This is a genomic window from Pseudomonas rosaeacicularis (assembly GCF_057128745.1).
The window spans coordinates 377,084-403,789 of record NZ_JBSKHT010000003.1 but is presented as its reverse complement, the minus strand read 5'-3'; the positions used below and the strand labels follow the sequence as shown (position 1 = coordinate 403,789).

The 26,706-nt window shown below is 58.7% G+C and carries 22 protein-coding genes and 1 pseudogene; 14 read left to right on the top strand and 9 right to left on the bottom strand.

The genetic code is table 11. The annotated features are described in order from the left end of the window. Positions 1–42: 42 nt before the first annotated feature. From ACWKWM_RS06425 to pcaD, 4 genes and pseudogenes are all read left to right on the top strand, one after another. Positions 43–189, top strand: a pseudogene (locus ACWKWM_RS06425) (CoA transferase subunit A); the annotation flags it as partial. 7 nt (positions 190–196) lie between these two features. Continuing rightward, positions 197–1,399 carry a 3-oxoadipyl-CoA thiolase gene (gene pcaF / locus ACWKWM_RS06420; protein ID WP_483845310.1) on the top strand — a complete coding sequence of 401 codons (1,203 nt, stop codon included), beginning with the start codon at positions 197–199 and terminating at the stop codon, positions 1,397–1,399. A gap of 187 nt (positions 1,400–1,586) precedes the next feature. Further along, the gene (locus tag ACWKWM_RS06415; RefSeq protein ID WP_483845309.1) at positions 1,587–2,876 is read left to right on the top strand and encodes an MFS family transporter; all 1,290 of its coding nucleotides are present in this window, start codon (positions 1,587–1,589) and stop codon (positions 2,874–2,876) included. 90 nt (positions 2,877–2,966) lie between these two features. Then, the gene (pcaD, locus tag ACWKWM_RS06410) at positions 2,967–3,755 is read left to right on the top strand and encodes a 3-oxoadipate enol-lactonase (protein ID WP_483845308.1); all 789 of its coding nucleotides are present in this window, start codon (positions 2,967–2,969) and stop codon (positions 3,753–3,755) included. A gap of 191 nt (positions 3,756–3,946) precedes the next feature. On the opposite strand, the gene ACWKWM_RS06405 is transcribed toward pcaD, so the two are convergent. Genes ACWKWM_RS06405 through ACWKWM_RS06395 form a run of 3 tightly spaced genes read right to left on the bottom strand, consistent with a single transcriptional unit; the run spans position 3,947 to position 9,726 of the window. After that, on the bottom strand, positions 3,947–5,413 hold the full coding sequence (locus ACWKWM_RS06405) for an AdeC/AdeK/OprM family multidrug efflux complex outer membrane factor (RefSeq protein ID WP_483834248.1): 1,467 nt from the start codon (positions 5,411–5,413) through the stop codon (positions 3,947–3,949). Further along, positions 5,410–8,562, bottom strand: a complete 3,153-nt coding sequence (locus tag ACWKWM_RS06400) for an efflux RND transporter permease subunit (protein WP_483845307.1) — start codon at positions 8,560–8,562, stop codon at positions 5,410–5,412. The genes ACWKWM_RS06405 and ACWKWM_RS06400 overlap by 4 nt, the downstream gene beginning before the upstream one ends. A 3-nt stretch (positions 8,563–8,565) precedes the next feature. Further along, positions 8,566–9,726 (bottom strand): efflux RND transporter periplasmic adaptor subunit, encoded by a 1,161-nt coding sequence (locus tag ACWKWM_RS06395; protein WP_483845306.1) that lies wholly within the window; start codon positions 9,724–9,726, stop codon positions 8,566–8,568. Between the two features lie 250 nt (positions 9,727–9,976). Here ACWKWM_RS06395 and ACWKWM_RS06390 point away from each other — a divergent pair, with 250 nt between their 5' ends. Next, positions 9,977–10,609 carry a TetR family transcriptional regulator gene (locus ACWKWM_RS06390; RefSeq protein WP_483845305.1) on the top strand — a complete coding sequence of 211 codons (633 nt, stop codon included), beginning with the start codon at positions 9,977–9,979 and terminating at the stop codon, positions 10,607–10,609. Between the two features lie 300 nt (positions 10,610–10,909). Next, positions 10,910–11,773, top strand: coding sequence for a cache domain-containing protein (locus tag ACWKWM_RS06385; RefSeq protein WP_483845304.1), 864 nt, complete (start codon positions 10,910–10,912; stop codon positions 11,771–11,773). 38 nt (positions 11,774–11,811) lie between these two features. Here ACWKWM_RS06385 and ACWKWM_RS06380 read toward each other — a convergent pair whose 3' ends face one another. Beyond that, positions 11,812–13,320 carry an MDR family MFS transporter gene (locus tag ACWKWM_RS06380; RefSeq protein WP_483845303.1) on the bottom strand — a complete coding sequence of 503 codons (1,509 nt, stop codon included), beginning with the start codon at positions 13,318–13,320 and terminating at the stop codon, positions 11,812–11,814. A 682-nt stretch (positions 13,321–14,002) separates the two neighbouring features. Further along, positions 14,003–14,902, bottom strand: coding sequence for a LysR substrate-binding domain-containing protein (locus ACWKWM_RS06375; RefSeq protein WP_483845302.1), 900 nt, complete (start codon positions 14,900–14,902; stop codon positions 14,003–14,005). Between the two features lie 174 nt (positions 14,903–15,076). Between ACWKWM_RS06375 and ACWKWM_RS06370 the strand changes: the two genes are divergently transcribed. The 6 genes from ACWKWM_RS06370 to ACWKWM_RS06345 all read left to right on the top strand — a co-directional run bounded on the left by ACWKWM_RS06370 (position 15,077) and on the right by ACWKWM_RS06345 (position 22,494). Continuing rightward, positions 15,077–16,714, top strand: coding sequence for a 5-guanidino-2-oxopentanoate decarboxylase (locus ACWKWM_RS06370; protein WP_483845301.1), 1,638 nt, complete (start codon positions 15,077–15,079; stop codon positions 16,712–16,714). After that, on the top strand, positions 16,711–18,183 hold the full coding sequence (locus tag ACWKWM_RS06365) for an aldehyde dehydrogenase family protein (protein ID WP_483845300.1): 1,473 nt from the start codon (positions 16,711–16,713) through the stop codon (positions 18,181–18,183). Before ACWKWM_RS06370 ends, ACWKWM_RS06365 begins: the two co-directional genes overlap by 4 nt. A gap of 207 nt (positions 18,184–18,390) precedes the next feature. Then, positions 18,391–19,494 (top strand): ABC transporter substrate-binding protein, encoded by a 1,104-nt coding sequence (locus ACWKWM_RS06360; RefSeq protein WP_483834257.1) that lies wholly within the window; start codon positions 18,391–18,393, stop codon positions 19,492–19,494. Positions 19,495–19,673: 179 nt separating this feature from the next. After that, on the top strand, positions 19,674–20,582 hold the full coding sequence (locus tag ACWKWM_RS06355) for an ABC transporter permease (RefSeq protein WP_483845299.1): 909 nt from the start codon (positions 19,674–19,676) through the stop codon (positions 20,580–20,582). Next, entirely contained in the window at positions 20,579–21,424 is an 846-nt protein-coding gene (locus ACWKWM_RS06350) for an ABC transporter permease (protein ID WP_483834259.1), read from the top strand. The genes ACWKWM_RS06355 and ACWKWM_RS06350 overlap by 4 nt, the downstream gene beginning before the upstream one ends. 14 nt (positions 21,425–21,438) lie before the next feature. Further along, positions 21,439–22,494 carry an ABC transporter ATP-binding protein gene (locus ACWKWM_RS06345; RefSeq protein WP_483845298.1) on the top strand — a complete coding sequence of 352 codons (1,056 nt, stop codon included), beginning with the start codon at positions 21,439–21,441 and terminating at the stop codon, positions 22,492–22,494. Here ACWKWM_RS06345 and ACWKWM_RS06340 read toward each other — a convergent pair whose 3' ends face one another. Further along, entirely contained in the window at positions 22,495–23,382 is an 888-nt protein-coding gene (locus tag ACWKWM_RS06340) for an AraC family transcriptional regulator (protein ID WP_483845378.1), read from the bottom strand. It lies immediately after the preceding gene. Positions 23,383–23,780: 398 nt separating this feature from the next. Here ACWKWM_RS06340 and ACWKWM_RS06335 point away from each other — a divergent pair, with 398 nt between their 5' ends. Together ACWKWM_RS06335 and ACWKWM_RS06330 are read left to right on the top strand one after the other, a co-directional pair. Then, a complete protein-coding gene (locus tag ACWKWM_RS06335) occupies positions 23,781–24,134 on the top strand; it encodes an antibiotic biosynthesis monooxygenase family protein (protein WP_483845297.1) in 354 nt (117 codons plus the stop codon). Positions 24,135–24,311: 177 nt separating this feature from the next. Next, positions 24,312–24,551 carry a hypothetical protein gene (locus ACWKWM_RS06330; protein WP_483845296.1) on the top strand — a complete coding sequence of 80 codons (240 nt, stop codon included), beginning with the start codon at positions 24,312–24,314 and terminating at the stop codon, positions 24,549–24,551. Here the strand turns inward: ACWKWM_RS06330 and ACWKWM_RS06325 are convergent, their stop codons facing one another. The 3 genes from ACWKWM_RS06325 to ACWKWM_RS06315 form a co-directional block, all read right to left on the bottom strand. Beyond that, positions 24,552–25,175, bottom strand: coding sequence for a flavin reductase family protein (locus ACWKWM_RS06325; protein WP_483845295.1), 624 nt, complete (start codon positions 25,173–25,175; stop codon positions 24,552–24,554). A gap of 189 nt (positions 25,176–25,364) precedes the next feature. Next, on the bottom strand, positions 25,365–25,844 hold the full coding sequence (locus ACWKWM_RS06320) for a hypothetical protein (protein WP_483845294.1): 480 nt from the start codon (positions 25,842–25,844) through the stop codon (positions 25,365–25,367). Positions 25,845–26,247: 403 nt separating this feature from the next. Then, positions 26,248–26,673, bottom strand: a complete 426-nt coding sequence (locus ACWKWM_RS06315; RefSeq protein ID WP_483845293.1) for a hypothetical protein — start codon at positions 26,671–26,673, stop codon at positions 26,248–26,250. Positions 26,674–26,706: the final 33 nt, after the last annotated feature.

Sequence of the window (26,706 nt, the reverse complement as noted above, 5' to 3'; positions counted from 1 at the left end):
ATCGCGCTAGTGATCATTGAGCGTTTGAACCTGGAGCACCTCATGGCTGAAATCATTTTCCTGCACGACGCCGTGAAGCAATTCGTCGACGATGGCAACACCGTTGCGCTGGAAGGCTTCACTCATTTGATTCCTACTGGGGCCGATATCCGGAAGCGCGAACCGCTGCCGCTCACGGTCAAGCGCCTGGAGAAACATGATGCGTGACGTTTTTATCTGCGACGCAATTCGCACCCCTATTGGCCGGTTTGGCGGGGCGTTGGCCACGGTTCGCGCGGACGACCTGGCAGCGCTGCCGATCAAGGCTTTGATGGAGCGCAACCCTTCGGTGAACTGGAACGAAGTCGATGAGGTGTTCCTCGGCTGTGCCAATCAGGCCGGTGAAGACAACCGCAACGTCGCTCGCATGGCTTTGTTGCTGGCTGGCTTGCCGGAAACCGTCCCCGGCGTGACGCTCAACCGCCTTTGCGCCTCCGGGCTGGATGCCGTGGGCACAGCGTTTCGCGCCATTGCGTGTGGCGAAATGGAGCTGGCGATTGCCGGCGGCGTCGAGTCGATGTCTCGCGCGCCGTTTGTCATGGGCAAAGCCGACACCGCTTTTAGTCGTGGCCAGAAGCTCGAAGACACAACCCTGGGCTGGCGCTTCGTCAATCCACAGATGAAAGAGCAGTACGGCGTCGAAACCATGCCGCAAACCGGTGACAACGTTGCCGAAGACTTCAAGATATCCCGCGAGGATCAGGACGCTTTCGCCCTGCGCAGTCAACAGCGGGCGGCGGCAGCGCAGGCTTCGGGCTTTTTCGCTGAGGAAATCATCCCGGTGCGTATTGCTCACAAGAAGGGCGAAACCGTCGTCGACAAGGACGAACACCCGCGTGCCGACACCAGCCTGGAAGGCTTGAGCAAACTCAAACCGGTTAACGGCGGCGCGAATACCGTGACGGCAGGCAATGCGGCCGGGCTCAACGACGGCGCTGTCGCGCTGATTCTGGCGTCTGCCGAAGCGGTGAAAAAACACGGCCTGACACCACGCGCTCGGGTGCTGGGCATGGCCAGCGCTGGCGTTGAGCCGCGCGTCATGGGCATCGGTCCGGTGCCAGCGGTGCGCAAACTGGTCAAGCGTCTGGGTCTGGCGGTGTCGGATTTTGACGTCATTGAGCTCAATGAAGCGTTTGCCAGCCAAGGCCTGGCGGTGATGCGTGAACTTGGGCTGGCTGATGATTCGCCGAAGGTAAATCCTAACGGCGGCGCCATTTCCCTGGGCCACCCGTTAGGCATGAGCGGCGCGCGTCTGGTATTGACCGCACTGCATCAACTGGAAAAAACGGGCGGCAGCAAAGGCCTTGCCACGATGTGTGTCGGCGTAGGGCAGGGGCTGGCATTGGCGATCGAACGGTAAAACGCCTTCTGCAAACTCAATCACCCAGGTCCGCGACTGCCTCCACGAACAGGCAGATCGCGGGCCTGGGTGATTATTCTTGTGATGGAACAGACTTACTGCTTAAGTCTTAGTGTTACGGGTTATGTCGTAGACTGGCAGCTTATGGCCGGCTTTAACCGGCTGTTTTTAAAACTGGGGAAAAATAATGACAACGACTCACTACACCGGTGAAGAGCGGCGCAAGAGGATTTTTGCGATCGTGGGGGCCTCTTCGGGCAACCTCGTCGAATGGTTCGACTTTTACGTGTACGCCTTCTGCGCGATCTATTTCGCTCCTGCGTTCTTCCCGTCTGATGACCCGACTGTTCAACTGCTCAACACCGCTGGCGTGTTCGCGGCAGGCTTTTTGATGCGTCCGATCGGCGGCTGGCTGTTTGGTCGAGTGGCCGACAAACATGGCCGCAAGAACTCCATGATGATTTCGGTCCTGATGATGTGCGCAGGCTCGCTGGTCATCGCCTGTCTGCCGACCTACGCACAGATTGGTGCCTGGGCACCGGCACTGTTGCTGATGGCGCGCCTGTTTCAAGGTCTGTCGGTGGGTGGCGAATACGGCACCACAGCGACTTACATGAGTGAAATTGCATTGCGCGGGCAGCGTGGTTTTTTCGCCTCGTTCCAGTACGTGACATTGATCGGCGGGCAGTTGCTGGCAGTTTTGACCGTCGTCATCCTGCAGCAGTTTCTCAGTGCTGATGAGCTGCGAGCCTACGGCTGGCGTATCCCGTTCGTGGTCGGCGCCATTGCGGCGGTGATCTCGCTGTTGCTGCGTCGCACGCTGAAAGAAACCACTACTGCAGAAGCACGTCAGGACAAGGACGCCGGCAGCATTGCCGCCCTGTTCAAGCACCACAAAGCAGCGTTCATCACCGTGCTGGGTTACACCGCTGGCGGCTCGCTGATTTTCTACACGTTCACCACGTACATGCAGAAATACCTGGTTAACACCGTTCACATGGACCCGAAAGTCGCCAGCTACATCATGACGGGCGCGCTGTTCCTGTACATGTGCATGCAGCCGGTGTTCGGTGCCCTGGCTGACAAAATCGGGCGTCGCAATTCGATGTTGTGGTTCGGCGGCCTGGGCACGCTGTGCACCGTGCCGCTGCTGATGACCCTCAAAACCACCACCAGTCCGGTGCTGGCCTTTGTGCTGATCACGTTGGCGCTGGCGATTGTCAGCTTCTATACGTCCATCAGCGGTCTGGTCAAAGCCGAGATGTTCCCGGTGCAAGTGCGGGCGTTGGGTGTGGGCCTGGCGTATGCCGTGGCGAACGCGATCTTCGGTGGTTCGGCTGAGTTCGTGGCACTGAGCTTCAAGAACGCAGGCATCGAGAACACCTTCTATTGGTACGTCACGGTGATGATGGCCGTGGCTTTCCTGTTCAGTCTGCGCTTGCCCAAGCAACCGGCTTATCTGCACGAAGATCATTGATTGATCTGCGCGCGCCTGATTCCGGGCGCGCGTCATCCATACTCTAATTCGATAACCATCACCTGAGTGCTCAAACAAAGAGGAGCTGCCATGGCTTTCGTACAACTTGATGACGGTGAAATGCACTACCAGATCGAGGGCCCGCAAGGCGCTCCGGTGTTGGTGCTGTCTAATTCTCTCGGTACCGATCTGCACATGTGGGACGCGCAAGTTGAGGCGCTCAGCAAAACGTTTCGGGTGTTGCGCTATGACACCCGTGGGCACGGCAAATCTTTGGTCAGCCAAGGTCTTTATACGATTGAGCAGCTGGGTCAGGACGTTCTGGCGCTGCTGGACGCGCTCAACATTGAAAGTGCGCATTTTTGCGGCTTGTCGATGGGTGGGTTGATCGGTCAGTGGTTGGGCATTCACGCCAACGACCGTTTGCACAAGCTGATCCTGTGCAACACCGCAGCCAAGATCGGTACGCCTGACATCTGGAATCAGCGGATCGCTTTGCTGGAGAGTGAAGGCACGCAGGGCATGGCGTCGCTGGCTTCGACTGCGCCGCAGCGTTGGTTCACGCCCGAATTTACGCAGCAGCATCCCGACAAAGTGAAGGCCGTGACTGACGTGCTGGCCGCTACTTCACCTCAGGGCTATGCAGCGTGTTGCGCTGCGGTGCGCGATGCGGATTTCCTCAAGCACGTCGGCAACATCACGGTAGACACGCTGATCATCTGCGGCAGCCACGACGCGGTCACTACAGTCGCTGACGGGCATTACCTGCAAAACCATATCCACGGCTCGCAGCTGTCCGATTACTACGCGGCGCACCTGTCCAGCGTGGAGTTGGGACAAGTGTTTACGTTGCGCGTAACGGAGTTCTTGTTGAGTTGACCCGTACTCCGATTTTGTGGGAGCGGACCTGTCCGCGAACAGGCCGGTGCGTCCGATAGAAATGTGTCGATTGGCAGATATCATTCGCGGACGGGTCCGCTCCCACGGGTGCTCTGATCTCCCCCAAAATCAATAAGTGAGCGTCCATAAAAAAACCCACCAATCGGTGGGTTTTTTGTTGCCGCGTTAGATCAGAACATCCGCATTTTTGGTACATCACCTGCGGTCGGTTGCTTCTGACCAGTCGGAGTCTGCTCATACCAGCCGCCGCCAAGCGCCTTGTACAAGTTAACTTCACTGGTCAGTTGCGACAGGCGATCAGTGATCAACGACTGCTGCGCGCTGAACAACGAGCGTTGGGCGTCGAGGAAGGTCAGATTGCTGTCGATCCCGATGCGATAACGCCGCTCGGCCAGACGGTAGTAATCCTGGTTGGCCTGCACGAAATCGCTCTGCGCCTGGAGTTGATCCTTGAACGTCTTACGTGAAGTCAAGCCGTCGGAGACTTCCTGGAACGCGGTCTGAATCGTCTTCTCGTAATTGGCCACGCCGATGTCCTTCTGGATCTTCGAGTAATCCAGGCTCGCCCGCAGGCTGCCAGCGTTGAAGATCGGCAGGTTGATCTGCGGTGTGAACAACCACGTACCCGAACCACCTTTGAACAGGCCGCTCAAGTCGCCGCTGGCCGTACCGGCACTGGCCGTCAGGCTGATGCTCGGGAAGAACGCCGCACGGGCTGCGCCGATGTTCGCGTTGGCAGCTTTCAAGTTGTATTCGGCTTGCAGGATGTCGGGACGACGCTGCAACAGATCCGAAGGCAGGCCCGGTGGCAACTCAGTCAGCAGGTCATTGCTCAGCGGCTTGGAAGGCGGCAGGTTCTGCGGCAGGGCAGTGCCGAGCAACAACGTCAGGTTATTCACGTCCTGAGCAACCTGACGCTCGTAACGCGAGAGGCTGACGCGAGCACTTTCGACCGAGGTACGCGATTGGGCCAGATCCAGCGCCGAGGCCACGCCGACTTCACTGCTGCGCGAGGTCAGACGGTAACTTTCTTCAAACGCACCCAATGTGTCCTGGGTCAGCTTGAGCAGTTCCTTGTCCGCCTGCCAGGTCAGATAAGCGTTGGCGACGCTGGCCACCAGGCTGATCTGCGTGCTGCGACGCGCTTCTTCGGTTGCGAAGTACTGTTGCAGCGCTTGCTCGCTGAGGCTACGAATGCGCCCGAACAAATCCAGCTCGTAGGCACTGATGCCCAGACCGACCGAATACTGACTGGTAATACCCGCCTGGCCGGTTTGCGACAAGTCGGCCGGCACTCGCTGACGGGTGCCGCTGCCTTCGGCATTCACGGCCGGGAACAGGTCCGCACGTTGAATGCGGTACTGCGCACGGTAGGCATCGATGTTCAAAGCCGCGACACGCAGGTCGCGGTTATTAACCAGCGAGGTCTGGATCAACTGCTGCAGCGCAGGATCATGGAAGAACTGACGCCAGCCTTGTTCGGCGGCTGCAACGTTGGCCGCTTGCGCCGGCGAATAGGCCGGCCCTTGCGGATACTGTGCGGCGACCGGCGCGGCAGGCTGGTTGTAATCGGGGATCAACGAGCAGCCGCCGAGAATGAACGCGGAAACTGCCAGCGAGATCAGGGACTTGCTCATTGGCCAGCCTCGTCGTGTGGGGTGTTGTCTTTTGGAGTGATATGTCGCTGTTTGCTCTTGAACAGTCCGGAGATCGATACAAAGAACAGTGGCACCCAGAAGATCGCCAGGACCACAGCGGTGATCATACCGCCGATTACACCCGTACCGATCGAGTGTTGGCTGCCTGAACCTGCGCCGGTGGAGATCGCCAGCGGCACAACGCCGAGGATGAACGCCATGGAGGTCATGACGATCGGGCGCAGACGCATGCGGCACGCTTCGATCGTCGCATCCACCAGGCTCTGGCCTTGCTCATGCAGCTCTTTGGCGAACTCGACGATGAGGATAGCGTTCTTCGCCGCCAGACCCACCGTCACCAAGAGGCCAACCTGGAAGAACACGTCGTTGGACAGTCCTCGCAAGCTGGTGGCCATCAAGGCACCGATAACGCCCAGCGGGATCACCAGAATCACCGCAATCGGAATCGACCAGCTTTCGTACAGCGCCGCCAGACAGAGGAACACCACCAGAATCGACAAGGCGTACAGCGCAGGTGCCTGAGATCCGGACAAACGTTCCTCATAAGACAGGCCAGTCCAGGACAGGCCGATGCCAGGTGGCAGTTTCTTGGCCAGTTGCTCGATCTCGGCCATCGCTTGGCCGGTACTGTAGCCAGGCGCTGGAGTACCCAGTACTTCCTCAGCCGGTACGCCGTTGTAGCGCGACAGTTTCGGCGAACCGAACACCCACTCGCCACTGGCAAAGGAGGCAAAGGGCACCATTTCGCCGGACGTATTACGCACGTACCATTTTTTCAGGTCTTCGGGTTTCATCCGTGCGTTGGCTTCACCTTGCACATACACCTTCTTCACTCGACCCCGGTCGATGAAGTCGTTGATGTAGTTGCCGCCCATCGCGATGGAGAGGGTGGTGTTGATGTCCGACAGGCTCACACCCAAGGCTTGGGCGCGCTCGTCATCGATGATCAACTGGTACTGCGGTTCATCGTTCAGGCCGTTCGGACGAACACCCGCCAGCACTTTACTTTGCGCAGCCATGCCCAGCAGTTGGTTACGCGCCTCCATCAACTTGGCGTGGCCCACGCCGCCCTGATCCTGCAGGTACACGTCGAAACCGGTTGCGTTACCCAGTTCGAGTACCGCAGGAGGTACGACCGCAAACGTCATCGCATCACGGAAACCAAAGAAGTGCTGCTGAGCGCGTTTGGCCAGCTCGAACACGCTGTTGGACGAATCACGATCACCCCACGGTTTGAGCATGATGAACGCCAGACCGGAGCTCTGCCCACGACCTGCGAAGTTAAAGCCGTTGACCGTAAACACGGAGTTCACAGCGCCGGATTCCTTCTCAAGCAGATACTTGCGCATGTTGTCGATGACGACCTGCGTGCGCTCGGCCGAAGAGCCGGGTGGCGTTTGAACCTGGGCGAAAATCACGCCTTGGTCTTCTTCCGGCAGGAACGCGCTCGGGATGCGGGTGAACATCCAGATCATGCCCAGGAAGATCAGCAGGTAAACCAGATAGGCCGGAATCTTGTGCTTGATCATGTTGCCAACGCCGCGCTCGTAACTCAGTACGCTGCGGTCGAAGGTGCGGTTGAACCAGCCAAAGAACCCACGCTTGGGTTGACCATGCTTCTCGTGGTCAATGGGTTTGAGCAAGGTCGCGCACAGGGCGGGCGTGAACACCAGGGCCACAACGACCGAAAGCGCCATTGCCGAGACGATGGTGATCGAGAACTGCCGGTAAATCACACCGGTTGAACCGCCGAAGAACGCCATCGGCAGCAATACGGCCGACAGTACGAGGGCAATACCGATCAGAGCGCCCTGAATCTGCTCCATGGACTTGATGGTCGCTTCACGCGGATCCAGCTTGTCCTCCGCCATGACCCTCTCGACGTTTTCCACCACGACGATGGCATCGTCCACCAGCAGACCGATGGCCAGAATCATACCGAACATGGTCAGGGTGTTAATGCTGAAACCGGCTGCCGCGAGGATGCCGAACGTACCCAGCAAAACAACCGGAACCGTCATCGTGGTGATGATGGTTGCGCGGAAGTTCTGCAAGAACAGGTACATCACCAGGAACACCAGAACAATCGCTTCACCCAAGGTATGAACAACCCCGGAGATCGATTCTTCCACCACTGGAGTGGTGTCGTACGGGTAAACGACTTTCATGCCGGCAGGCATGAAGGGTTCCAGCTGGGCAATGGTGGAGCGAATCGCTTTGGCGGTATCCAGCGCGTTGGCGCCGGTTGCCAGTTTGATTGCCAGACCCGATGCCGCTTTACCGTTGAACTGCGCGTCAATGCTGTAGTTCTCACCGCCCAGGCCGACTTTGGCGACGTCCTTCAGACGTACTTGCGAACCGTCCTGATTGACCTTGAGCAGAATGTTGCCGAACTGCTCTGCAGTCTGCAGTCGAGTCTTGCCGATAATGGTCGCGTTCAGCTGCTGGCCCTTGAGCGCAGGCAAGCCACCGATCTGACCGGAAGATACCTGAACGTTTTGGGCGGTGATTGCGGATTTGACGTCGACCGGGGTCAGCTGGAAGTTATTCAGCTTGGCCGGATCCAGCCATATGCGCATCGCGTACTGCGCACCGAAGACCTGGAAGTCACCCACACCGGAAGTACGGGAGATCGGGTCTTGCATGTTCGACACGATGTAGTTGGACAAGTCTTCCTTGGCCATGCTGCCATCTTCGGACACCAGGCCGACCACCATCAGGAAGTTCTTAACCGCCTTGGTCACGCGGATACCCTGCTGTTGCACCTCTTGGGGCAGAAGCGGGGTGGCCAGGTTGAGCTTGTTCTGGACCTGTACCTGCGCGATGTCGGGGTTGGTGCCCTGGTTGAACGTCGCAGTGATGGTCATGCTGCCGTCGGAGTTACTTTCCGAGGCAACATAACGCAGGTTGTCGATACCGTTGAGCTGCTGCTCGATAACCTGAACCACGGTGTCCTGCACGGTTTGTGCGGACGCGCCTGGGTAAGTCACCTGGATCGCAATGGCCGGAGGAGCAATGGCCGGGTACTGATTGATAGGCAATTTGAGGATCGACAGCGTCCCCACCAGCATGATCACGAGGGCAATTACCCACGCGAAAATAGGCCGGTCGATAAAAAATTTCGACATGAATTACTCCCCTTTGCTGCCTGCGGCTTCATCAGTTGCCGGGGCAGGGGCCGGGTTAGCTGCCTGGACGTTGGTGGCTTCGGCGACTTTCACCTCAGCACCCGGTTTCACGTACTGCAGGCCTTCGGTGATAACACGATCACCTGCGTTCAGACCCTTCTCCACCAGCCAGTCGCTGCCGATCGTGCGATTGGCAACCAGGGTGCGCGTTTCTACCTTGTTGTCCTTGTTCACGATCAACGCGCTAGGTGCGCCTTTGAGGTCACGTGTAACGCCTTGCTGTGGGACCAGAATTGCGTTGGCCGCAACGCCGGATTGCAGGCGAGCGTGCACGAACATGCCTGGCAGCAGGGTGTGGTCAGGGTTCTGGAACACTGCGCGCAGAGTCACCGAGCCAGTGGTCTGGTCAACGGACACTTCGGAGAACTCAAGCTTGCCTTCGATTGGATAAAGGCTGTTGTCCTCAAGCACCAGTTTTACTTTGGCCGCGTTGTCACCGGCTTTCTGCAACTGCCCGCTTTCAAGTGCGCGACGCAGTTTCAGCATCTCAGCCGAAGATTGCGTGACGTCGACATAGATCGGATCCAGTTGCTGGATAGTGGCCATCGCGTCGGTTTGCGCATCATTTACCAGCGCCCCTTCGGTGACCGCAGAGCGTCCGATACGGCCGGAAATGGGTGCGTAAACCTTGGTGTAGCGCAGATTGATTTCGGCGGTCTGTACGGCAGCCTGAGCTTCGCGCGCAGACCCTACTGCAGTGTCGTATTCCTGACGGCTGACAGCTTTCTCATCGATCAACTGTTTATAGCGACCGGCGAGCGAGTTGCTCGACTGAAAGGTGGCCTTGGCGCTGTCGACGTTTGCCTGATAGATCGACGGGTCGATCTGATAAAGCTGTTGACCTGCCTTGACGTCGGCACCTTCGGTAAACAGACGCTTGAGGATAATGCCATTGACCTGAGGACGGACCTCAGCGATGCGGAACGCAGTCGTGCGGCCCGGCAGTTCGCTGGTCAAGGTATAGGCTTGGGTTTTGAGGGTAACTACGCCGACCTGAGGGGGCGGTGGTGCAGCGGCCGCTTCTTCCTTTTTGCTGCATCCGCTGAGCAGCGATGCCAGGGCGACGGCAGTGACCAGTACGGTAACAGCTGGCTTGAATTGCATGAAGATCCTCGGGTCAGGAGCTAGCGCTCATGAAAGTGGAAAGGGCGAAAACATTTTCCGGCTGGATAAGTAGCAAGCTAATGAATATACTTACGTTCACGGTTGTTTGTAAATACCCGGCCCTGCGACAATCAGGCGCAGCAAGCAACCCATAGTAAGGCTGGGACAAGGCGATACAAGGGCCGCCCGGCGAGCTGTCCAGGCCACCGGACCTGGCAGCATGAAGGAAATTCATTGAGGTATTACTGCCATGGTCCGACGTACCAAAGAGGAAGCCCAGGAAACCCGCAAACAGATCATGGAAGCGGCGGAGCAGGCTTTTTACGAACGAGGCGTCGCCAGGACGACTCTGGCAGACATTGCGGCTTTGGCTGGTGTCACCCGTGGCGCGATTTACTGGCACTTCAGCAACAAGTCCGATTTGGTGCAGGCGATGCTCGACAGCCTGCACGAGCCGCTGGAGGAAATGGCCAAGAACAGCGAAAGTGAGGACGAAGTCGACCCACTGGGCTGGATGCGTAAACTTCTGATTCATTTGTTTCAACAAGTTGCAGTGGACCCCAAAACCCGTCGCATCAATGAAATTCTCTTCCACAAAATCGAATTCACCGACGAGATGTGTGACATGCGTCGCCAGCGTCAGATCATTTCTCTGGACTGCAACGAACGCATCGCCCTGACACTGAGTAACGCTGTGCGTCAGGGGCAGTTACCTGCTGAATTAAATCCTGTACGCGGAGCGATCTGTTTGCACGCCTATATCGACGGCATCCTCGGTCAGTGGCTGTTGGTTCCAGATAGCTTTTCGCTTTTCGAGGAAGCCGAGCGCTTGGTGGACACTGTCCTGGACATGCTTCGCCTGAGTCCTGCTTTGCGCGGCTAGCGTGTTGAACCCCGGGTTCGTGCGCAGGGCTCGGACGTCGCGGCAGATACTGACTGGGTCATCCATCCCTCCGACTATAACTGCATGGCGCTTAGCCTGCATCTATACCTTGGTCCTCGCCGATTGAACAGTCGGTTTACTCAGCCTTTACCTATTACCAAACATCATTCAGCCGCCCGACAGCACCTTCATGCCCACAGGGCTCGGCGCATCAACGGCACGAATCCTTCCCTATCGCTGTTCCCCGGCTACGCTGTGAGCCAAATGCTCCTACAAAACCAATAACAATGAGGGTCGGCGATGCTGCCTGTATCAAGAAGTCATGCTGTCAGAAATGCGGTGGTCTTACTGTTCGCCTGCCTCTGTGCCGCTCAACTGTGGGCTGCCGGGGACGAGGCGCAGGAAGCGCCCGCCGCCAAGGCGCTGCTGGAAAAAGCCGTCGCACGTTACCGTCAGGACGGAGACAAGGCGCTGGCCCAATTCAGTCGCCAGGGCGAATTTGTCGATGGCGAACGCTACGTCTTCGTCACAGACACCAACGGCATCATGCTGGCCAGTGGCGGCCCGTCGGTGGTGTTGATCGGCCGTGACGTTTCCTCGGTGCTCGACCCTGAGCTGCAAAAAAGTTTCAAGCAAGTCCTGCAAACGCCGGAAAGTGCGGGCATCCAAGAGGCTGAGTACCGCTGGCAGAACTGGGCGGATGGCAAGGTTGAACGCAAACGCGTTTACTTTCAGCGCGTCGCCAATCGTGTGCTGGCGGTCGGTTACTACCTGCCACGAGCAGCACCGGCGCAAGCCAAAGCGTTGCTCGACAAGGCGTCCAAAGCGCTAGTTGCAGATGAGAAGGGCACCCTCGATGCGATCAACAGCCTGAAGGGCGGATTCTTGCAGGACGATCTCTATGTGTTCGTGGTCAATATCGACACCAAGCGCTACGTCGCCCACGGGACCAATTTGAGATTGGTCAACACCGACTTCAGTAAGGTCAAGGACCCCGAAGGTAAGCCCGTCGGTCTGCCGATGCTGGAGTTGCTCAAGAAACAGAACGAAGGCGAGTATGAATACCGCTGGCGTAACCCGGTCACCAACAAGATCGAGCACAAGCACGCGTACATGCGCAAAGTGGGCAATTTTCTGGTGGCTGTCGGTTACTACAACGGCTAAGTGATTACGAGCGGGGAGGCAGTCACCCGCTTGTCACCTTACCTGTCCTTGTCACCGCGACCGCGCAACAGGTGATTGGGCATTGCCGTCGCGGCAGCCAGTCCTAATAAGGAGACGGCTGCGCTGGCCAGCAATAAATGCTGAAACGTCACCGCCAGTTGCCCGCGCAATAATTCCAGGGCCGGCCCACTGACGGCGTGCAGGCTGTCCATCAACACGTTGCCGGACGCACCTTCGCCACCGATCGGGCCGCTGCCTGGGTTGGCCACACCCGAACCTGCCAGCATCGCCAGTAAAAGTGCGGACATCGACGCCACCCCGACAGCGCCACCCAGTGACCGAAACAAATTGGTCGTGCTGGTGGCGACGCCCATGTCTTTGGCGTCGACCGAATTCTGCGTGCCCACCAGCGAGGTCGGAAACTGCATCCCGCTGGCAATGCCGGTCAACACCATGAGCAGGCCCGTCAGCACCACCGATTGCGGCGGCGTGAACGCGATACCGGCGATCGCGAACGGCATCAATAACGCGCCGGTGAAAATGATCGGCTTGTAACGCCCGGTCAGCGATGTGCGACGGCCGCCAAAATACGCGCCTATTGGCATACCAATCGCCAATGGCATCAGATGCAGCGCGGCACTGTCTGAACCGCCTCCAGTGATCGTCTGAAAACGCAGCGGTAGCAGTACGATCAGGGAGATCGCCTGAAAGCTGGTGAAGAAAATCGTGCACCAGCACAGCACCGCGCTGCGATTGGCGAACAGGTGCATCGGTAACAGCGGCTCGGCGGTGCGGCGTTCGTAAATCACGAACAGCACCAGCGCCAGCAAAGCCAGCCCCAACTGAGCAAGCACCCTTTGATCACGCCAGCTGTGGCCTTGGCCGATTTCGGTGATACCTAGCAGCAGCGCGGTCAGGCCGATGATCATCAGCACGGTGCCGAGGTAGTCGATCACCGGTTTGCGCTGGGGTATCGGCAGGCCAACCAAGGTTTTGCGCGCCACCCACCAAGCGGCGAAGCCCAGCGGCAGATTGATCAAGAACACCCAGCGCCACGACACGTATTCGGTCATGAAACCGCCGAGCACTGGCCCCGCGACGCTGGCTGCCGCATACATCCCGCTGAAATAGCCCTGATAGCGACCGCGTTCGCGGGGCGGGACGATATCGCCAATGATCGCCTGGCTGACCGATACCATGCCGCCTGCGCCTATGCCCTGCAGCACCCTCGCCAGAATGAGCTGCTCCATGCTTTGCGCCATGCCGCAAAACAACGAGGCCAGCGTGAAAGTGCCCAGGCCAAACAGCATCAAGCGTCGGCGGCCATACAAATCACCGAGCTTGCCGTAGATCGGCACTGCCACGGTCAATGCCACCATGTAGGCGGAGATCACCCAGGCGAGGAGATCAAAGTCGTTGAATTGAGCAGAAATGGCCGGCATCGAGACCGCAACAATGGTCTGATCCAGCGCGCTGAGGAAGACGGCCATCATGAGCGCAAACAATATGCTGCGGATGTCCGGTCTGGTTTGATTGAGGCTGGTCAAGGCGAGGACCCAAACTGGCAGATTGGCCCGCCGAAACACGGCGGGAGAGCTCGCTCAGTCTAGTCCGTTAGCTTGCTAATCGATAGCCGCCTTCATCGGTCTGGCCATTCTGTTCACCTACCGTAGCGCGCTGAAACTTGCCGCCGTCGGCATGCAGTGACCAAAGGTGCAAACCGCCACGCGTGGGGTCTGGCGCAGTTGCTCGATTCGATACGCGCCAGCACCGTACAGGGAAAGTACAAACGCGACAGCCAGTACATAAACGCATTGTCTTTTTATTGTAGTTTTCATGCTGCGTACCTCGATCCGACTTAAAAAGATTTTTAAACGGGACAAGGTGAGTGTAGGACCGTATTGGGATGATGCCATGCAGCTGGCACATTGAATGTTTGTATCAGGGCGGGTCTTGAGCCACAAAACGGCTTTGCGTCGGCGTACGAACGGGATCTGACATCTGCTTCGGCCCTTGCGCTCAACGCCGATCCTGTAGGAGCTGACGACCAGCGGGAGGCTGCGATATCGGTATGCCTGATCCAACGCAATCGCAGTCTCCCGCTGGTCGGCAGCTCCTACAACGGAAACTGAGGCCTGATCCGTCGCCTTTTTCAGCCGCGCTTTCTAGCGCAGGAACGGGATCGTGTGCCACGCCACGCCACGCCACGCCACGCGCAGCGAGGGACGATCAAACGCGTGAGGCTTCTTCCCGCGCAGACGCCTGCGCAAGCAACCAGTCAATCAACTCCTGCAACTGAGGCGATGCGCCGGCACGGTTGGGGTAGACGAAGTAATACGCCGCGCCCGTTCGCACCTTCAGATCGAACGGCATCACCAGCCGCCCCGCGCTCAGGTCCTCGCCGATCAACGCCCAGTCACCAATCGCAACCCCAGAGCCTTGTGACGCCACGGTCATCGCCAGGTCCAGCGTGTCGAAGTGCTGACCCTTGCCGATGTTGCTCAGCGTCGTGCCCGCGACTTTCAGCCACTGCTCCCAATCTCGCTGATCGCGAGTCGGATGCAGCAGCATGTGCTGTTCCAGATCACTCAACGCTGCGAGCCGCTGCGGGCCGTCGAGCAACTGCTGCGAGCAGACCGGTGTCAGTTGTTCATCGAAAATGTGGTGAACCTGCATCGAGCCGTCTGGCCGGGAGCCATACACCACGGCGGCATCGAACTCTTCACGGCGAAAATCCACTGCATGCTGCACGGTGGTGGTCAATTCCACCGGCACGTCCGGGCGCTCCTTCTGCCATTGCAGCAAACGCGGGAGCAACCATCGCATCATGCAGGTCGGCGCCTTGAGTTGCAGTGCCTCGCGCTTGACACCCACCTGATCCACCGCTTCATCGATCAGCGCGAAGATCTGCTGAATCCTTGGAAACAGCTCACGCCCCTGCGCGGTCAGGCTCAAACCTCGCGCCTGACGTTGAAACAGGCTGTAGCCCAGATGGCTCTCAAGCCCGGAAATCTGCCGACTGACCGCGCCCTGAGTGATGTGCAGCAGCTCGGCGGCACGCGTGAAATTGCAGCACTGAGCCGTGATCAGAAAGGTGTGCAGCGCGGGGAGGGGAGGCAGCCGTTTCATGGATGGGCGCAGGCATGAGTTGAGGACATGCCTAAGCATGACATTTTTTGCGTTGTCACAGATATGGCTGCGCAGGTCCAATGATCCCCACTGCTGTTGGTTCTTCGCTTGCGCGTTGAGGACACTCAAACGGCCCCATTTTTGAGCGACACCCGAGAATAAGGACTCAGAGACATGGCAACCTGCGGCGAAGTGTTGGTGAAATTACTCGAAGGCTATGGCGTCGAGCAGGTGTTCGGTATTCCGGGCGTCCACACCGTTGAGCTGTATCGCGGGCTGGCCAGCTCGAGCATCAATCACGTGACCCCGCGCCATGAGCAGGGCGCAGGCTTCATGGCCGATGGTTACGCGCGCACCAGCGGCAAGCCGGGCGTGTGCTTCATCATCACCGGGCCCGGAATGACCAACATCACCACGGCCATGGGTCAGGCGTATGCCGACTCGATCCCGATGCTGGTGATCTCCAGCGTGCAGTCGCGCAACCAACTGGGCGGCGGTCGCGGCAAGCTGCATGAATTGCCAGCGCAGGGGGCGTTGGTGGCAGGCGTCGCAGGCTTTTCCCATACATTGATGTCGGCCAAAGACTTGCCGACAGTCCTGGCCCGCGCTTTTGCACTGTTCCAGGCCGGTCGCCCGCGCCCGGTGCATATTGAAATTCCGCTGGACGTGCTGGTCGAGAACGCCGACGACCTGCTCGACAGCGAGCCTGTCAGCATCACCCGCGCCGGACCGTCTCCGGCGGCGATCAAGCAGATGAGCACCTTGCTCGCCAACGCCAAACGCCCGCTGATTCTGGCCGGTGGCGGCGCGATCGATGCTGCTGCAGCGTTGACCCAACTGGCCGAACGGCTGGAAGCTCCCGTCGCGCTGACGATCAACGCCAAAGGCATGCTGCCTTCCCATCATCCGCTGCTCATCGGTTCTACCCAGTCCCTTGATCCCACCCGCGAGATCATCGAAGCGGCCGATGTGGTTTTGGCAATCGGCACCGAGCTGGCCGAAACCGACTACGACATCACTTTCCAAGGCCACTTCAAGATCCCCGGCACCTTGTTGCGCATCGACATCGATCCCGATCAAACCGTGCGCAACTTCCCGCCGAAAGTGGCGCTGGTGTCCGATTCGCGGACTGCCGCTGAAGCCTTGGTCGAGTCGCTGGCCCATGAACACTTGGCGCCGCGCAACGAAGACTGGGGCCACAAGCGCGCCGCAGCACTGCGCGCCACTCTTGATGCATCGTGGGATGAAGCCACCCGGGGGCAGACGCTGTTTCTGAAAACCGTGCTGGAGGTGCTGCCGAACATCGTTCTGGTGGGCGATTCAACCCAACCGGTCTACACCGGCAACCTCACGCTGGATCTCGATCACCCGCGACGCTGGTTCAACTCGTCCACCGGTTACGGCACGTTGGGCTACGCCTTGCCTGCTGCGGTCGGCGCATGGCTCGGCAGTCAGGACAAAGGTGAGCGCAATCCCGTCGCGTGTCTTATCGGCGATGGCGGGCTGCAATTTACCCTGTCGGAACTCGCCAGCGCGGTGGAGGCGCGCACGCCGATCATCGTCCTGCTGTGGAATAACCAGGGCTACGAAGAGATCAAGAAATACATGGTCAACCGCGACATCGAGCCGGTGGGCGTGGACATCTACACCCCGGACTTCATCGGCGTCGCCAAAGCGCTGGGTTGCGCGGCCGAAGCGATCAGCAGCGTCGAGCAGCTCAAAGCGGCATTGAGCGCAGCCAACGACCGCCAAGGCCCGACCGTGATCGAAATCGATCAGCGCAGCTGGATGAATGGATTGAACGCATCGTGAGTGAAGCCACTGTTTTGAACCCTGCTTTGAATCAGGTACGGGCCGGTCTGTACATCGATGGGCAATGGCGCTCGGGCAACGAGTCGCTGGTGGTGATCAATCCGGCAACCGAAGAGCGACTGGCAACGGTGGCCGGTGGCGATGGCAAATCGGTTGATTTGGCGGTGCATGCCGCCAGTGCTGCTTTCTCGGGCTGGTCGACGACCCCTGCGACCGAGCGGGCGAAGATTTTGCGCACGATCGCAAGTGGCGTTGCAGCCCGACGCGAAGCGCTGATGCAGTTGCAGTCGAGCAACAACGGCAAGCCGGGTTTCGAAGCGGCCATCGATGTTGACGACGTGATCGCCACGTTCGAGTACTACGCGGGCTTGGCCGAGGGTCTGGACGTTCAGCAAAACCGTCCGGTGGGGCTGCCCAGCGAAGACTTTTCAGCGCATCTGCGTCGCGAAGCCTGTGGCGTGGTGGGGCTGATCGTGCCGTGGAATTTCCCGATGGTCACCACCGCCTGGAAACTCGCCCCTGCGTTGGCTGCAGGATGCTGCGTGGTGCTCAAACCCTCGGAAGTCACGCCGCTGGCTGAACTGGAACTGGCGCGGATCATTGCCGAAAGCGGTCTGCCGGCAGGCGTTTTCAACGTGGTGTGCGGCACCGGGTTGTCGGTCGGCGCGCCGCTGTCGGCCCATCGCGGGCTGGCGAAAATCTCCTTCACCGGCAGCAATGCCGTGGGCGTGCAAGTCATGCAGCGCGCGGCGGAAACAGTAAAGGGTGTGAGCCTGGAGCTGGGCGGCAAGTCGTCATTGATTGTGTTGGAAGACGGTGATCTGGACCTCGCTGTCGAACTCGCCAGCGGCGGTGGATTCTTCAATGCTGGGCAAATGTGTTCCGCTACCAGTCGGGTGTTGGTGGCTCAAGGCTTGATTAACGCCTTCGTTGAACGACTGGTCGCCAAGGCGCAATCCATTAAGGTCGGCGGGCCTCTGGAAGACAGCGCCGAAATGGGCCCGCTGGTCAATAAAGCTCAATATCAGCGGGTGCTGCGCCACATCGACGCCGGTAAAAAAGCCGGCGCACGCCTGTTATGCGGCGGCGAGCGTCCAGACGATCAGCCGTTGGGCTTCTTTTTACGACCTGCCGTGTTCACCGACGTGCCCCTGGACAGTGCGTTGTGGCGCGAGGAGATCTTCGGCCCAGTGCTTTGCGTGCGCGCTTTTTCCAGCGAGGCCGAAGCGATTGCTCTGGCCAACGACAGCGAATTCGGCCTGGTGGCGAGCGTCGTTGGCCGCGACGCGGGTGCTACCGAACGCGTCGCCAACGCGCTGCAGGCGGGGCTGGTGTGGATCAATGCGCCGCAGGTGATATTCCCGCAGACCGCCTGGGGCGGTTACAAACAAAGCAGCCTTGGGCGGGAGCTAGGCCCGTGGGGTTTACAGGCTTTTCAGGAAATTAAACACGTCGTTCGCGCTCTCTGAACTGCTCTCTAATGGCCCACGCATGCCTCGCGAGAAGGCATGCGCCGGACACATGGCTCCAATGAAAAACTTTCGATTGTTGAGGGTTGTCCGCCCCCGCAGGATGACCCCGCCGACTCGCTGAACGGCCCGGAGCACGGGCGCTGCAGCATGGTCCGGATGTGCGAATTCCCTCAAACCTGCAGCCGAAAAACAATGGAGTCCGACGTGGACAAACATGATTTGAACAGAAGGCAATTCATCAAGGCCGTGGGCATTGCATCGGTGGGCGCCGCAGCCCTGTCCATGCCCTTCATCCGGGCGAGCGCAAGCGACACCAAGTTCCAGGGCAAAACCCTGCGTCTGTTGACTTGGTCCGATGACACTGGGCTGGCTGCACTGCGCAACATCGCCGCCACGTTTGAAGCCAAGACGGGCGCCAAAGTGATCGCCGACCGCACCGGCAGCACCTCGGAAATGGTCGCCAAACTCAAGGCCGGTGGAGATCGTCCGCAGTACGACATCATCACCCTCGCAGGCGTTGGCGCCGAAGGCCTGGCCGCAGCAGGTTTGCTGGAAAAGCCGGACCTCAACCGCATTCCCAACATCAAGGATGTCCCGGAGAAATACCAAACGGGGGCCAATGGTCACGGCATCGGTTACCTGCTGTGGTGCAACAGCCTGGTCTACAGCACTCGCACCGTGAAAGAAGCGCCAGACAGCTACGCCGCGTTGTGGGACAAGGACATGGCGCCGAATATCTTCCTGCCGCCACCGAACTGGACCGAGGCCATGGACCTGATCATCATCGCCGCGAAACTGGCCGGTGGTGACGAGCACAACATTGAGCCAGGCTTTAAGAAGCTGGCCGAGCTCAAAGACCGCGTCGTGACCCTGGGCGAAAACCCGAACCAGATTGCCGAGCTTTTCCGCACCGGCTCTCTGGACATGGGCGGCCTGTACGCGCCGGCGTTTTTCCCAAAACAGATTCGCGATCCGAACTACGGTTTGGGCGCCACCTTCGGCATGAAGGAAGGTTTCTACACCGACCTGATGCAGTCGGTGATGCCGAAAAATCGCCCTGGCGATACGGATCTGGCCTACGCCTTCCTCGACCACTCTCTGGACCCGGTGGTGCAGGGCAAGATGGCCGAAGACATCTACAACGGCCCGGTCAACTCCAAGGCGGTCATCTCGGCCGAAGCGCGCAAAAGCCCGTACATCCTCACGCCAGAGCAGATTGCCGACAAAGCGATCATGCACGACAACGCGTTTTTGGCGACCGTGCATGAAGAGTGGATTCGCCGGTATACCGAGATATTCTCGTCCTGATTATGTAGGAGCTGCCGAGGTTACGAAGGCTGCGAACGCGGTGTGTCATGGAAATCGCATCGCAGCCTTCGGCAGCGCCTACAGAAGATCGCGTTGCTCTGTAGGAGCGAATTTATTCGCGAGAGGATTTAGCAGGCAGCTAACGCATTCCTGACACCGCTAAAACTGAGATCACCACCATGGAACAACAACCCATAACAACCCAGGTCGTGACGCCACTTTCGCCACGCGCCCGGTCGATTTCCCCTACCGCGCGCGCCTGGCTGTTTCTCACGCCGTCGATGCTGTTTCTCGCTGTGCTGATCATCGCCAGCCTGCTGGTGCTGCGCATGAGCGTCGGCACCAAAGGCGCGGAATGGACCGGCTTCAGCCTCGCCAGTTACGCCCAGCTGTTTGAACCCTATTACCTGAAATCCCTGCTGTTGACCCTGCGTCTGGCGCTGATCAGTGCGGTCATCGCGGTCATCCTGGCGATCCCGGTCGGCTACACCATGGCCCGCCTGCAATCGCCTTTCATTCGCCGGATCTTCCTCGCCGCCGTGCTGTTGCCGTTGCTGGTCAATCTGCTGCTGCAAAGCTACGGCTGGCTGGTGATTCTCGGCCCGGCAGGCATGCTCAATCAGGCGCTCAAAGGCCTGGGCCTGATCACCCGGCCGGTGATGATGCTCTACAACCAGAACGGCGTATTGATGGGGCTGGTGCAAACCGCATTCCCCCTCGCGGTGCTGCCAATTGCCAGTGCCATGCGTGGGGTTTCGCGCAGTTACGAAGAGGCCGCCGCCACCTTGGGCGCCAGCCGATTCCAGATTTTTCGTCAGGTGATTCTGCCGATGAGCCTGCCAGGCATCATCACCGGCGCGACGTTGGTGTTTGCCTACAACGCCAGCAGCTTCGTCGTACCGCTTTTGCTCGGCGGTCGTCGCGTGCCGATGCTGGCGGTGATGGTCCACGACCAGATCGCCCCGCTGATGAACTGGCCTGCCGCATCAGCGGCAGGTGTGGTGTTGATCGTCACGACGCTTGCGATCATGACGCTCTCGGAATTTGTCGTCGGTCGCCGTCGGCGCATGCTGGAGGCTTCGCAATGAAAACGCTTTTGCGCTCCCAACCGCTGTTGCCAGGGGAAACCGGTCGTTTCGCCGCGATTCTCTCCGGAGTGATTCTGTTCCTGGCTGTGACGCCGATCCTGACGATGATCGTGATGTCGTTCAGCGGCGCCTCGAACCTGGACTTTCCGCCGGCCAGTTACAGCCTGCAGTGGTACAAGGCCGCGTGGCAGACCATCGTTTCGCCGGATTCCAGCGACGTGCTCAGTCTGGGCAAAGCCATGGGCACCAGTTTGCTGGTGGCGTGCCTCACCATGATCTTCGCCACGCTGATTGCTGTGCCCGCGTCCTACGCGCTGACTCGCTGTGAGTTCAAAGGCAAAGCCGTCGCGATGCAGTTGATGTCCCTGCCGCTGGTCTTTCCGATGGTGGTGCTGGGGTTGGCGTTGCTGCTGGTGTTCGACAGTCTGCCGTTCCATCTGGACACCTCGCGGCTGGTCATCGCCCATGTGATTCTGGCCTTGCCCTTCGTCATTAAAAACTGCACCGCAGCGATGACTAATATTGGCAGCGAAGTGGAGGAGGCGGCGCAAATGCTCGGCGCATCCCCGACTCGCGCGATCATCGATGTGGTGGTGCCGCTGATGAAATCCGGGATTCTCGCCGGGATGCTGCTGGCCTTCATCGTCTCGTTCAACGAGTTCACGGTGACCTATTTTCTCTACAACATCGACGTCATGACCGTGCCGATCTGGATGTACAGCCGCACGGTTTCGTCGCTTGATCCCACCGTTTTCTCGTTCGCCGTGCTGATCGTGCTCATCGACTTCGTCCTGATCTGGGCGCTGGAGAAGCTGGTCGGTGAAGGTGGCGTTTCGTTCTGAATGAGGCTTGAACCATGACCGGACTGATTCTGGAAAACGTCGAAAAATACTACGGCTCGGCCTGCGCCGTGACCGACGTCAATCTGCACCTGCCCCAAGGCAAACTGGTGTGTTTTCTCGGGCCATCGGGCTGTGGCAAAACCACGCTGCTGCGCATGATCGCCGGGCTGGAAACCCTGACCAGTGGCGAGATCCGTCTGGATGGCGAAGACGTCAGCCACACGCCAGCGCATCAGCGCAACTTCGGCATGGTCTTTCAATCGCTGGCGCTGTTTCCGCACATGACGGTGGGGGAAAACATCGCTTATCCGCTCAAGCTGCGCGGCGTCGATAAAGCTGCGCAGAAAGCCCGCGTGACCGAGTTGCTGGAGCTGATTCAGTTGCAGCAAATGGTCGACCGCCCGGTGGCGAAACTCTCCGGCGGGCAGCGTCAGCGTGTGGCCATCGCCCGCGCCATCGCTTCCCATCCGAAACTATTGCTGCTGGATGAGCCGCTGTCGGCGCTGGACGCCAAGCTGCGCGAATCGATGCAAGTGGAAATCCGCCAGCTGCAACAACGGCTGAACATCACCACCATTCTGGTCACCCATGATCAGCGCGAAGCCATGACGATGGCTGACATCGTGGTGGTGCTGGGCGAGCACAAGGTGCAGCAGGTCGGCACGCCAATCGAGATCTATCGCAACCCGGCCAATGCTTTTGTGGCGGACTTCATTGGCTCGGGGAATATCTTCCCGGCGCGGGCACTGGGCAATGGTCGGGTCGCACTGCCCGGCGGCGAAGCGATTGAAGTGCCGATCAGCGACTCGATTCAGATCGGCACCGATATCAAAATGCTCGTGCGCCCGGAAGACGTGCACCTGTCACAACCTCAGGCCGCCGAGGGCAACCGCCTGATGGGCACCGTGACCTTCGTGCGCGATATCGGCGCGACCATCGAAACCACGGTCGATTGCGGCGGTATTTCATTCACCGCGCTGAGCACGCCGAATCAAAGTGTGGGCCTGAGCATCGGTCATCCGGTGTCGATCACCCTGCCGCAAGAGGCGTGTCGTGTGCTGGGCGCCTGATCAGACGCTTTTACGCAGGCGCGCCAAGTCCCGTAATGGCGGCGCGCCGAACAGCCGACTGTATTCGCGGCTGAATTGCGACGGGCTTTCGTAACCGACCTTGTAGCCGGCGGCGGACGCTTCCAGTCCGTCGTTGAGCATCAGCCGGCGGGCTTCCTGCAGACGCAGCTGTTTCTGGTATTGCAGCGGACTCATCGCCGTCACTGCTTTGAACCGATGGTGCAGGGTCGAGACGCTCAGGTTCACTTCCTTGGCCAGTTCATCAATGCGCAGCGGCTGCTGAAAATGCTCGTTCAGCCACTTGATCGCCTGGGTCACGCGATGGGTCTGGCAATTGGTGATGGCGATTTCGTACAACCGATGCCCCTGCTGCCCACGCAATAATCGGTAAAGAATCTCGCGGTGGATCAAGGGTGCCAGCATGGGGATGTCTTTGGGATTGTCGAGCAAGCGAATCAGGCGAATGACTGCGTCGAGCAGGGTAGTGTCGATGCGTTCGACATACAGACCGCGCCCGCTGGGCCGTGCCGGAACGCTCATGGGTCCGGCTTCGGCAATCAGCGCGTTGATCTCGACGGGGTCGATGTCAATGCGCATCGCCAGGTGCGGCTCATCTTCGGAGGCGTGCACGATCTTGCCGCTGATGGGCATTGCCACTGACAGCACCAGGTAATTGAGCGGGTCGTAGGTAAAGTAGGCGTCGCCCAGTTTCACGTCCTTGCTGCCTTGGGCCATGATGCACAACGCGGGTTGGACCAAGGCCGGGATTGATTGGGTCGGGAAGTCGTGGCGCACCATGTGCAGCGATTTGATTTCGGTCTGATGGCTGCCTTCACCCTTGGCGTAGCGCCGGATCAGGTCCGTCAACTCTTCGCGTTGTTGCTTCATGTGCGCGCTCAGCTCAGGCAAAACCGGGTCCTGCCTTGCAGCGCTGGGGCTGGCTGATTGCGCCATGGGTAAATCCTCTGACAAGCCTTCGATGGGGCATAGCTTATTTTTGTGCAAGCAACGACGTTAGGCGAATCCTGCCGGATGATTGCCTGATTCTGTCGTGGTCTTGATGACGAGGCAATGTAATGCCCTGCAGGCCAGGGGCGATTGCTTAAAAGTCCCGGCTGCCGGGGTGGTGTTTTTTTGTGGAGTATCGCGCGTGAATTTGACATCAGCGCAGGATCAGGCAAGAACTGCGCAGTAATCGGCTAACGAGATATCGCGTTGCACCGCTAGTCTGCTGTTCTGCCGCAAGCGCTAACTGCTTTCACGCGGCTGATCAAAGGAGTGCAGACATGTCCAGATCTTCCGTCGTGAGCCACCACGTTGCCGCCCGAGCAAGTGCAGGACGCAGCGAACAGTTGGGTGCCGCTTTGAGCCCGTTGATTGCGTTAGCGTCGGTCGCCCCGGGTTGCCTGCATTTTGCGCTGCACAGGTCTGTGACCGACGCTGACTTGTGGGTAATCAGCGGATCGTGGTCGGGTGAGCAGGCGATGAATGCCTGGTTTTGCTCGCCAGACCTGACAGTTTTCTCTGAGCTGGTCGTAGGACGCGTGGTCACACATTTTGATTTTCAGACGTTCGTCAGCGTGAGTGCGAGTGAGGCGCAGGCGGCCTATGCGTTTCCACTGGAGAGGAAGGCCGGATGACTTGGCGATTCGGCGGCTGATGACTTATGGATTCTGGTTGCTGTTTCTGTAGGAGCCAACTTGTTGGCGAGCCTTTTTTTCGGTGTTACCCCGCGCAGCCGTCTCGCGAACAAGTTCGCTCCTACAGACTGAGCCAGTTTAGAATCCCCGCTTTCACTTTAAGCAGGGCCCAAATCGATGGCACGCAAAGAATTCCAGCATTTCGAAGCCGTTTCTGCGGCGTCCCCCGGTGAAGACGGCTACAGCGCTGCAATAGCGGTCAAAGGCCTTGGCGCTGGCGGCGCACCGACTTTTCACCGTGTCCTGCAAGATCAGAAATTCAAAACCGCACTGGACGCCGATCAAGCCGCAGTCCAGGAACTGGAACGGCTGATCGACGTGACGCCTGAAGGCGAATTGATGTTCGCACAGGACTGATCAGGCTTTGGGGCGATACATTTTGAACAGCGATTCCGGGCCCAGCTGGAAATAATCAGCCGGGCCGCCGCCGCGCAGGATCGGCTCACCGGCGGCGGTGTCGTAAATCCCATCCTTGAGCAAGCGCTTGGCGATGTGGACCGCCACCACTTCCCCCATGATCAGCCAGCTCGGCACCACTTCTTTATCAGCGCGTTGCAACTGAATGATCTGCGTGACCTTGCATTCAAACGCCACTGGCGTTTCCTTCACCCGTGGCACCGAGACAATGCGTGAGGGCTCGGCGGTCAGCCCGGACAATTCAAATTCGTTTACGTCAGGAGCAACAGCCGCGCAGCTTTGGTTCATCTGCTCGGCCAGCGGGCGCGTGGCCAGGTTCCAGACAAACTCTCCGGTCTGCTCGATGTTATTCAGGCTGTCTTTGCGCCCGATGCTGCAAAACCCAATGATGGGCGGGATGTAGTTGAAGGCGTTGAAAAAGCTGTAGGGCGCAAGATTCAGCTTGCCCTGAGCATCGTGGGACGAGATCCAGCCAATAGGGCGCGGACCGACGATGGCATTGAAAGGATCATGGGGGAGGCCATGGCCGTTGGCGGGTTCGTAGAAATGGATATCGTCTGACATGGCGCGTTTCCTGAAAAAGCTGATAACGACGGTCTGGAAGAATGAAGGTCGTCATAGTGCAAGGCATTGGCGACGGATTCCAGAGCTGTCGGCTGTCTGCCGTCAGAACGTTGCGCAGAAATCCGTGGCTCAGAAACGATCAAGCCCGGCAAAAGCCGGGCTAGTGGGGAACGCAAATTGGAGCGGGTATTAGCTGACGCGGTTGTTACCAACACGGTCTGCGCCATCAGCAGCCAGACGGTTTGCACCGATGTGGTCAGCGCCATCAGCAGCTTGACGATTGTTGCCTACGCGGTCAGCGCCGTCAGCAGCCAGACGGTTAGCCCCAATGTGATCAGCGCCATCAGCAGCTTGACGATTGTTGCCTACGCGGTCAGCGCCGTCAGCAGCCAGACGGTTTGCACCGATGTGGTCGGCGCCATCAGCGGCTTGACGATTGTTGCCTACGCGGTCAGCGCCGTCAGCAGCCAGACGGTTAGCACCAATGTGGTCGGCGCCATCAGAAGCCTGACGATAAGAGCCGGTGTGCGAAGCGTTAGTGTGGGAAGAACCGCCTTCAGCAACGACGGTTGCGTTCAGAACAGAGTGAGTGTCAGTTGCTGGCAGAGCGAAAGCGCTCGATGCCAGAATTGAAAGAGTAAGGCCGAAAATCAGTTTGTTAGTTTTCATGATGTTTGCTCCAGCAAAGTTAAATAATTTGTTAACTCGGTATGGAGCTAAGTCTACGCGCGCAGGTATTAGGTAGAAGTTAACAAGGTTGCTAGCGAACATCGTTGAAAATGATAGTTGGCTACACCGCCCGGTTTTAAAGCGCTCCAGCCGATTTTGTTCCAGGTTGGGGCGTTTTTGCCTTACCTCGTTAAATAAGTCTATTGACTGATTAGTTATTTTGTGATTCTAAGTTTTTTCGGGGCCGTCATTCTGAGTATTTTCCGAATGCTGAGTAGGAAAAATCTTGCGTCAGCGGCGGGAAAATTTAGCGTGAACCCTTAGTTTTCGGGCTGTAGGAGGAGTTTCTTGCAGGCAAAATTAAGCCCGGCAAAAGCCGGGCTGGAGAAGAGCCAGTTATTAATCAGCTCAGACGATTTGCACCAACGCGGTCCGCACCATCAGCCGCAACACGATTTGCACCAACACGGTCAGCACCATCAGCCGCAACACGATTTGCACCAACACGGTCGGCACCATCAGCGGCAACACGATTTGCACCAACGCGGTCGGCACCATCAGCAGCGACGCGATTTGCACCAACGCGGTCGGCACCATCAGCAGCGACGCGATTTGCACCAACGCGGTCGGCACCATCAGCCGCAACGCGGTTTGCGCCTACACGGTCAGCGCCATCAGCGGCAACACGGCCGATGTTAGTGTGGGAAGAGCCGTTTTCAGCAACAATCGCTGCGTGGGTTTGTTGAGTAGCTTCAACACTTGGAAGTGCGAAAGCGCTACTGGCAAGAATCGAGAACGCCAGGCCGAAGATCAGTTTGTTAGTTTTCATGGTAGTTGCTCCAGATCGATTAGTTAGTTGTAA

What these genes read in the sequence shown, in the direction of transcription:
- pcaF (WP_483845310.1), top strand. Translation starts at nt 197, where the DNA reads ATGATGCGTGACGTTTTTATCTGCGACGCAATTCGCACCCCTATTGGC.
- ACWKWM_RS06415 (WP_483845309.1), top strand. Translation starts at nt 1,587, where the DNA reads ATGACAACGACTCACTACACCGGTGAAGAGCGGCGCAAGAGGATTTTT.
- pcaD (WP_483845308.1), top strand. Translation starts at nt 2,967, where the DNA reads ATGGCTTTCGTACAACTTGATGACGGTGAAATGCACTACCAGATCGAG.
- ACWKWM_RS06405 (WP_483834248.1), bottom strand. Translation starts at nt 5,413, where the DNA reads ATGAGCAAGTCCCTGATCTCGCTGGCAGTTTCCGCGTTCATTCTCGGC.
- ACWKWM_RS06400 (WP_483845307.1), bottom strand. Translation starts at nt 8,562, where the DNA reads ATGTCGAAATTTTTTATCGACCGGCCTATTTTCGCGTGGGTAATTGCC.
- ACWKWM_RS06395 (WP_483845306.1), bottom strand. Translation starts at nt 9,726, where the DNA reads ATGCAATTCAAGCCAGCTGTTACCGTACTGGTCACTGCCGTCGCCCTG.
- ACWKWM_RS06390 (WP_483845305.1), top strand. Translation starts at nt 9,977, where the DNA reads ATGGTCCGACGTACCAAAGAGGAAGCCCAGGAAACCCGCAAACAGATC.
- ACWKWM_RS06385 (WP_483845304.1), top strand. Translation starts at nt 10,910, where the DNA reads ATGCTGCCTGTATCAAGAAGTCATGCTGTCAGAAATGCGGTGGTCTTA.
- ACWKWM_RS06375 (WP_483845302.1), bottom strand. Translation starts at nt 14,902, where the DNA reads ATGAAACGGCTGCCTCCCCTCCCCGCGCTGCACACCTTTCTGATCACG.
- ACWKWM_RS06370 (WP_483845301.1), top strand. Translation starts at nt 15,077, where the DNA reads ATGGCAACCTGCGGCGAAGTGTTGGTGAAATTACTCGAAGGCTATGGC.
- ACWKWM_RS06355 (WP_483845299.1), top strand. Translation starts at nt 19,674, where the DNA reads ATGGAACAACAACCCATAACAACCCAGGTCGTGACGCCACTTTCGCCA.
- ACWKWM_RS06350 (WP_483834259.1), top strand. Translation starts at nt 20,579, where the DNA reads ATGAAAACGCTTTTGCGCTCCCAACCGCTGTTGCCAGGGGAAACCGGT.
- ACWKWM_RS06345 (WP_483845298.1), top strand. Translation starts at nt 21,439, where the DNA reads ATGACCGGACTGATTCTGGAAAACGTCGAAAAATACTACGGCTCGGCC.
- ACWKWM_RS06340 (WP_483845378.1), bottom strand. Translation starts at nt 23,382, where the DNA reads ATGAAGCAACAACGCGAAGAGTTGACGGACCTGATCCGGCGCTACGCC.
- ACWKWM_RS06335 (WP_483845297.1), top strand. Translation starts at nt 23,781, where the DNA reads ATGTCCAGATCTTCCGTCGTGAGCCACCACGTTGCCGCCCGAGCAAGT.
- ACWKWM_RS06330 (WP_483845296.1), top strand. Translation starts at nt 24,312, where the DNA reads ATGGCACGCAAAGAATTCCAGCATTTCGAAGCCGTTTCTGCGGCGTCC.
- ACWKWM_RS06325 (WP_483845295.1), bottom strand. Translation starts at nt 25,175, where the DNA reads ATGTCAGACGATATCCATTTCTACGAACCCGCCAACGGCCATGGCCTC.
- ACWKWM_RS06320 (WP_483845294.1), bottom strand. Translation starts at nt 25,844, where the DNA reads ATGAAAACTAACAAACTGATTTTCGGCCTTACTCTTTCAATTCTGGCA.
- ACWKWM_RS06315 (WP_483845293.1), bottom strand. Translation starts at nt 26,673, where the DNA reads ATGAAAACTAACAAACTGATCTTCGGCCTGGCGTTCTCGATTCTTGCC.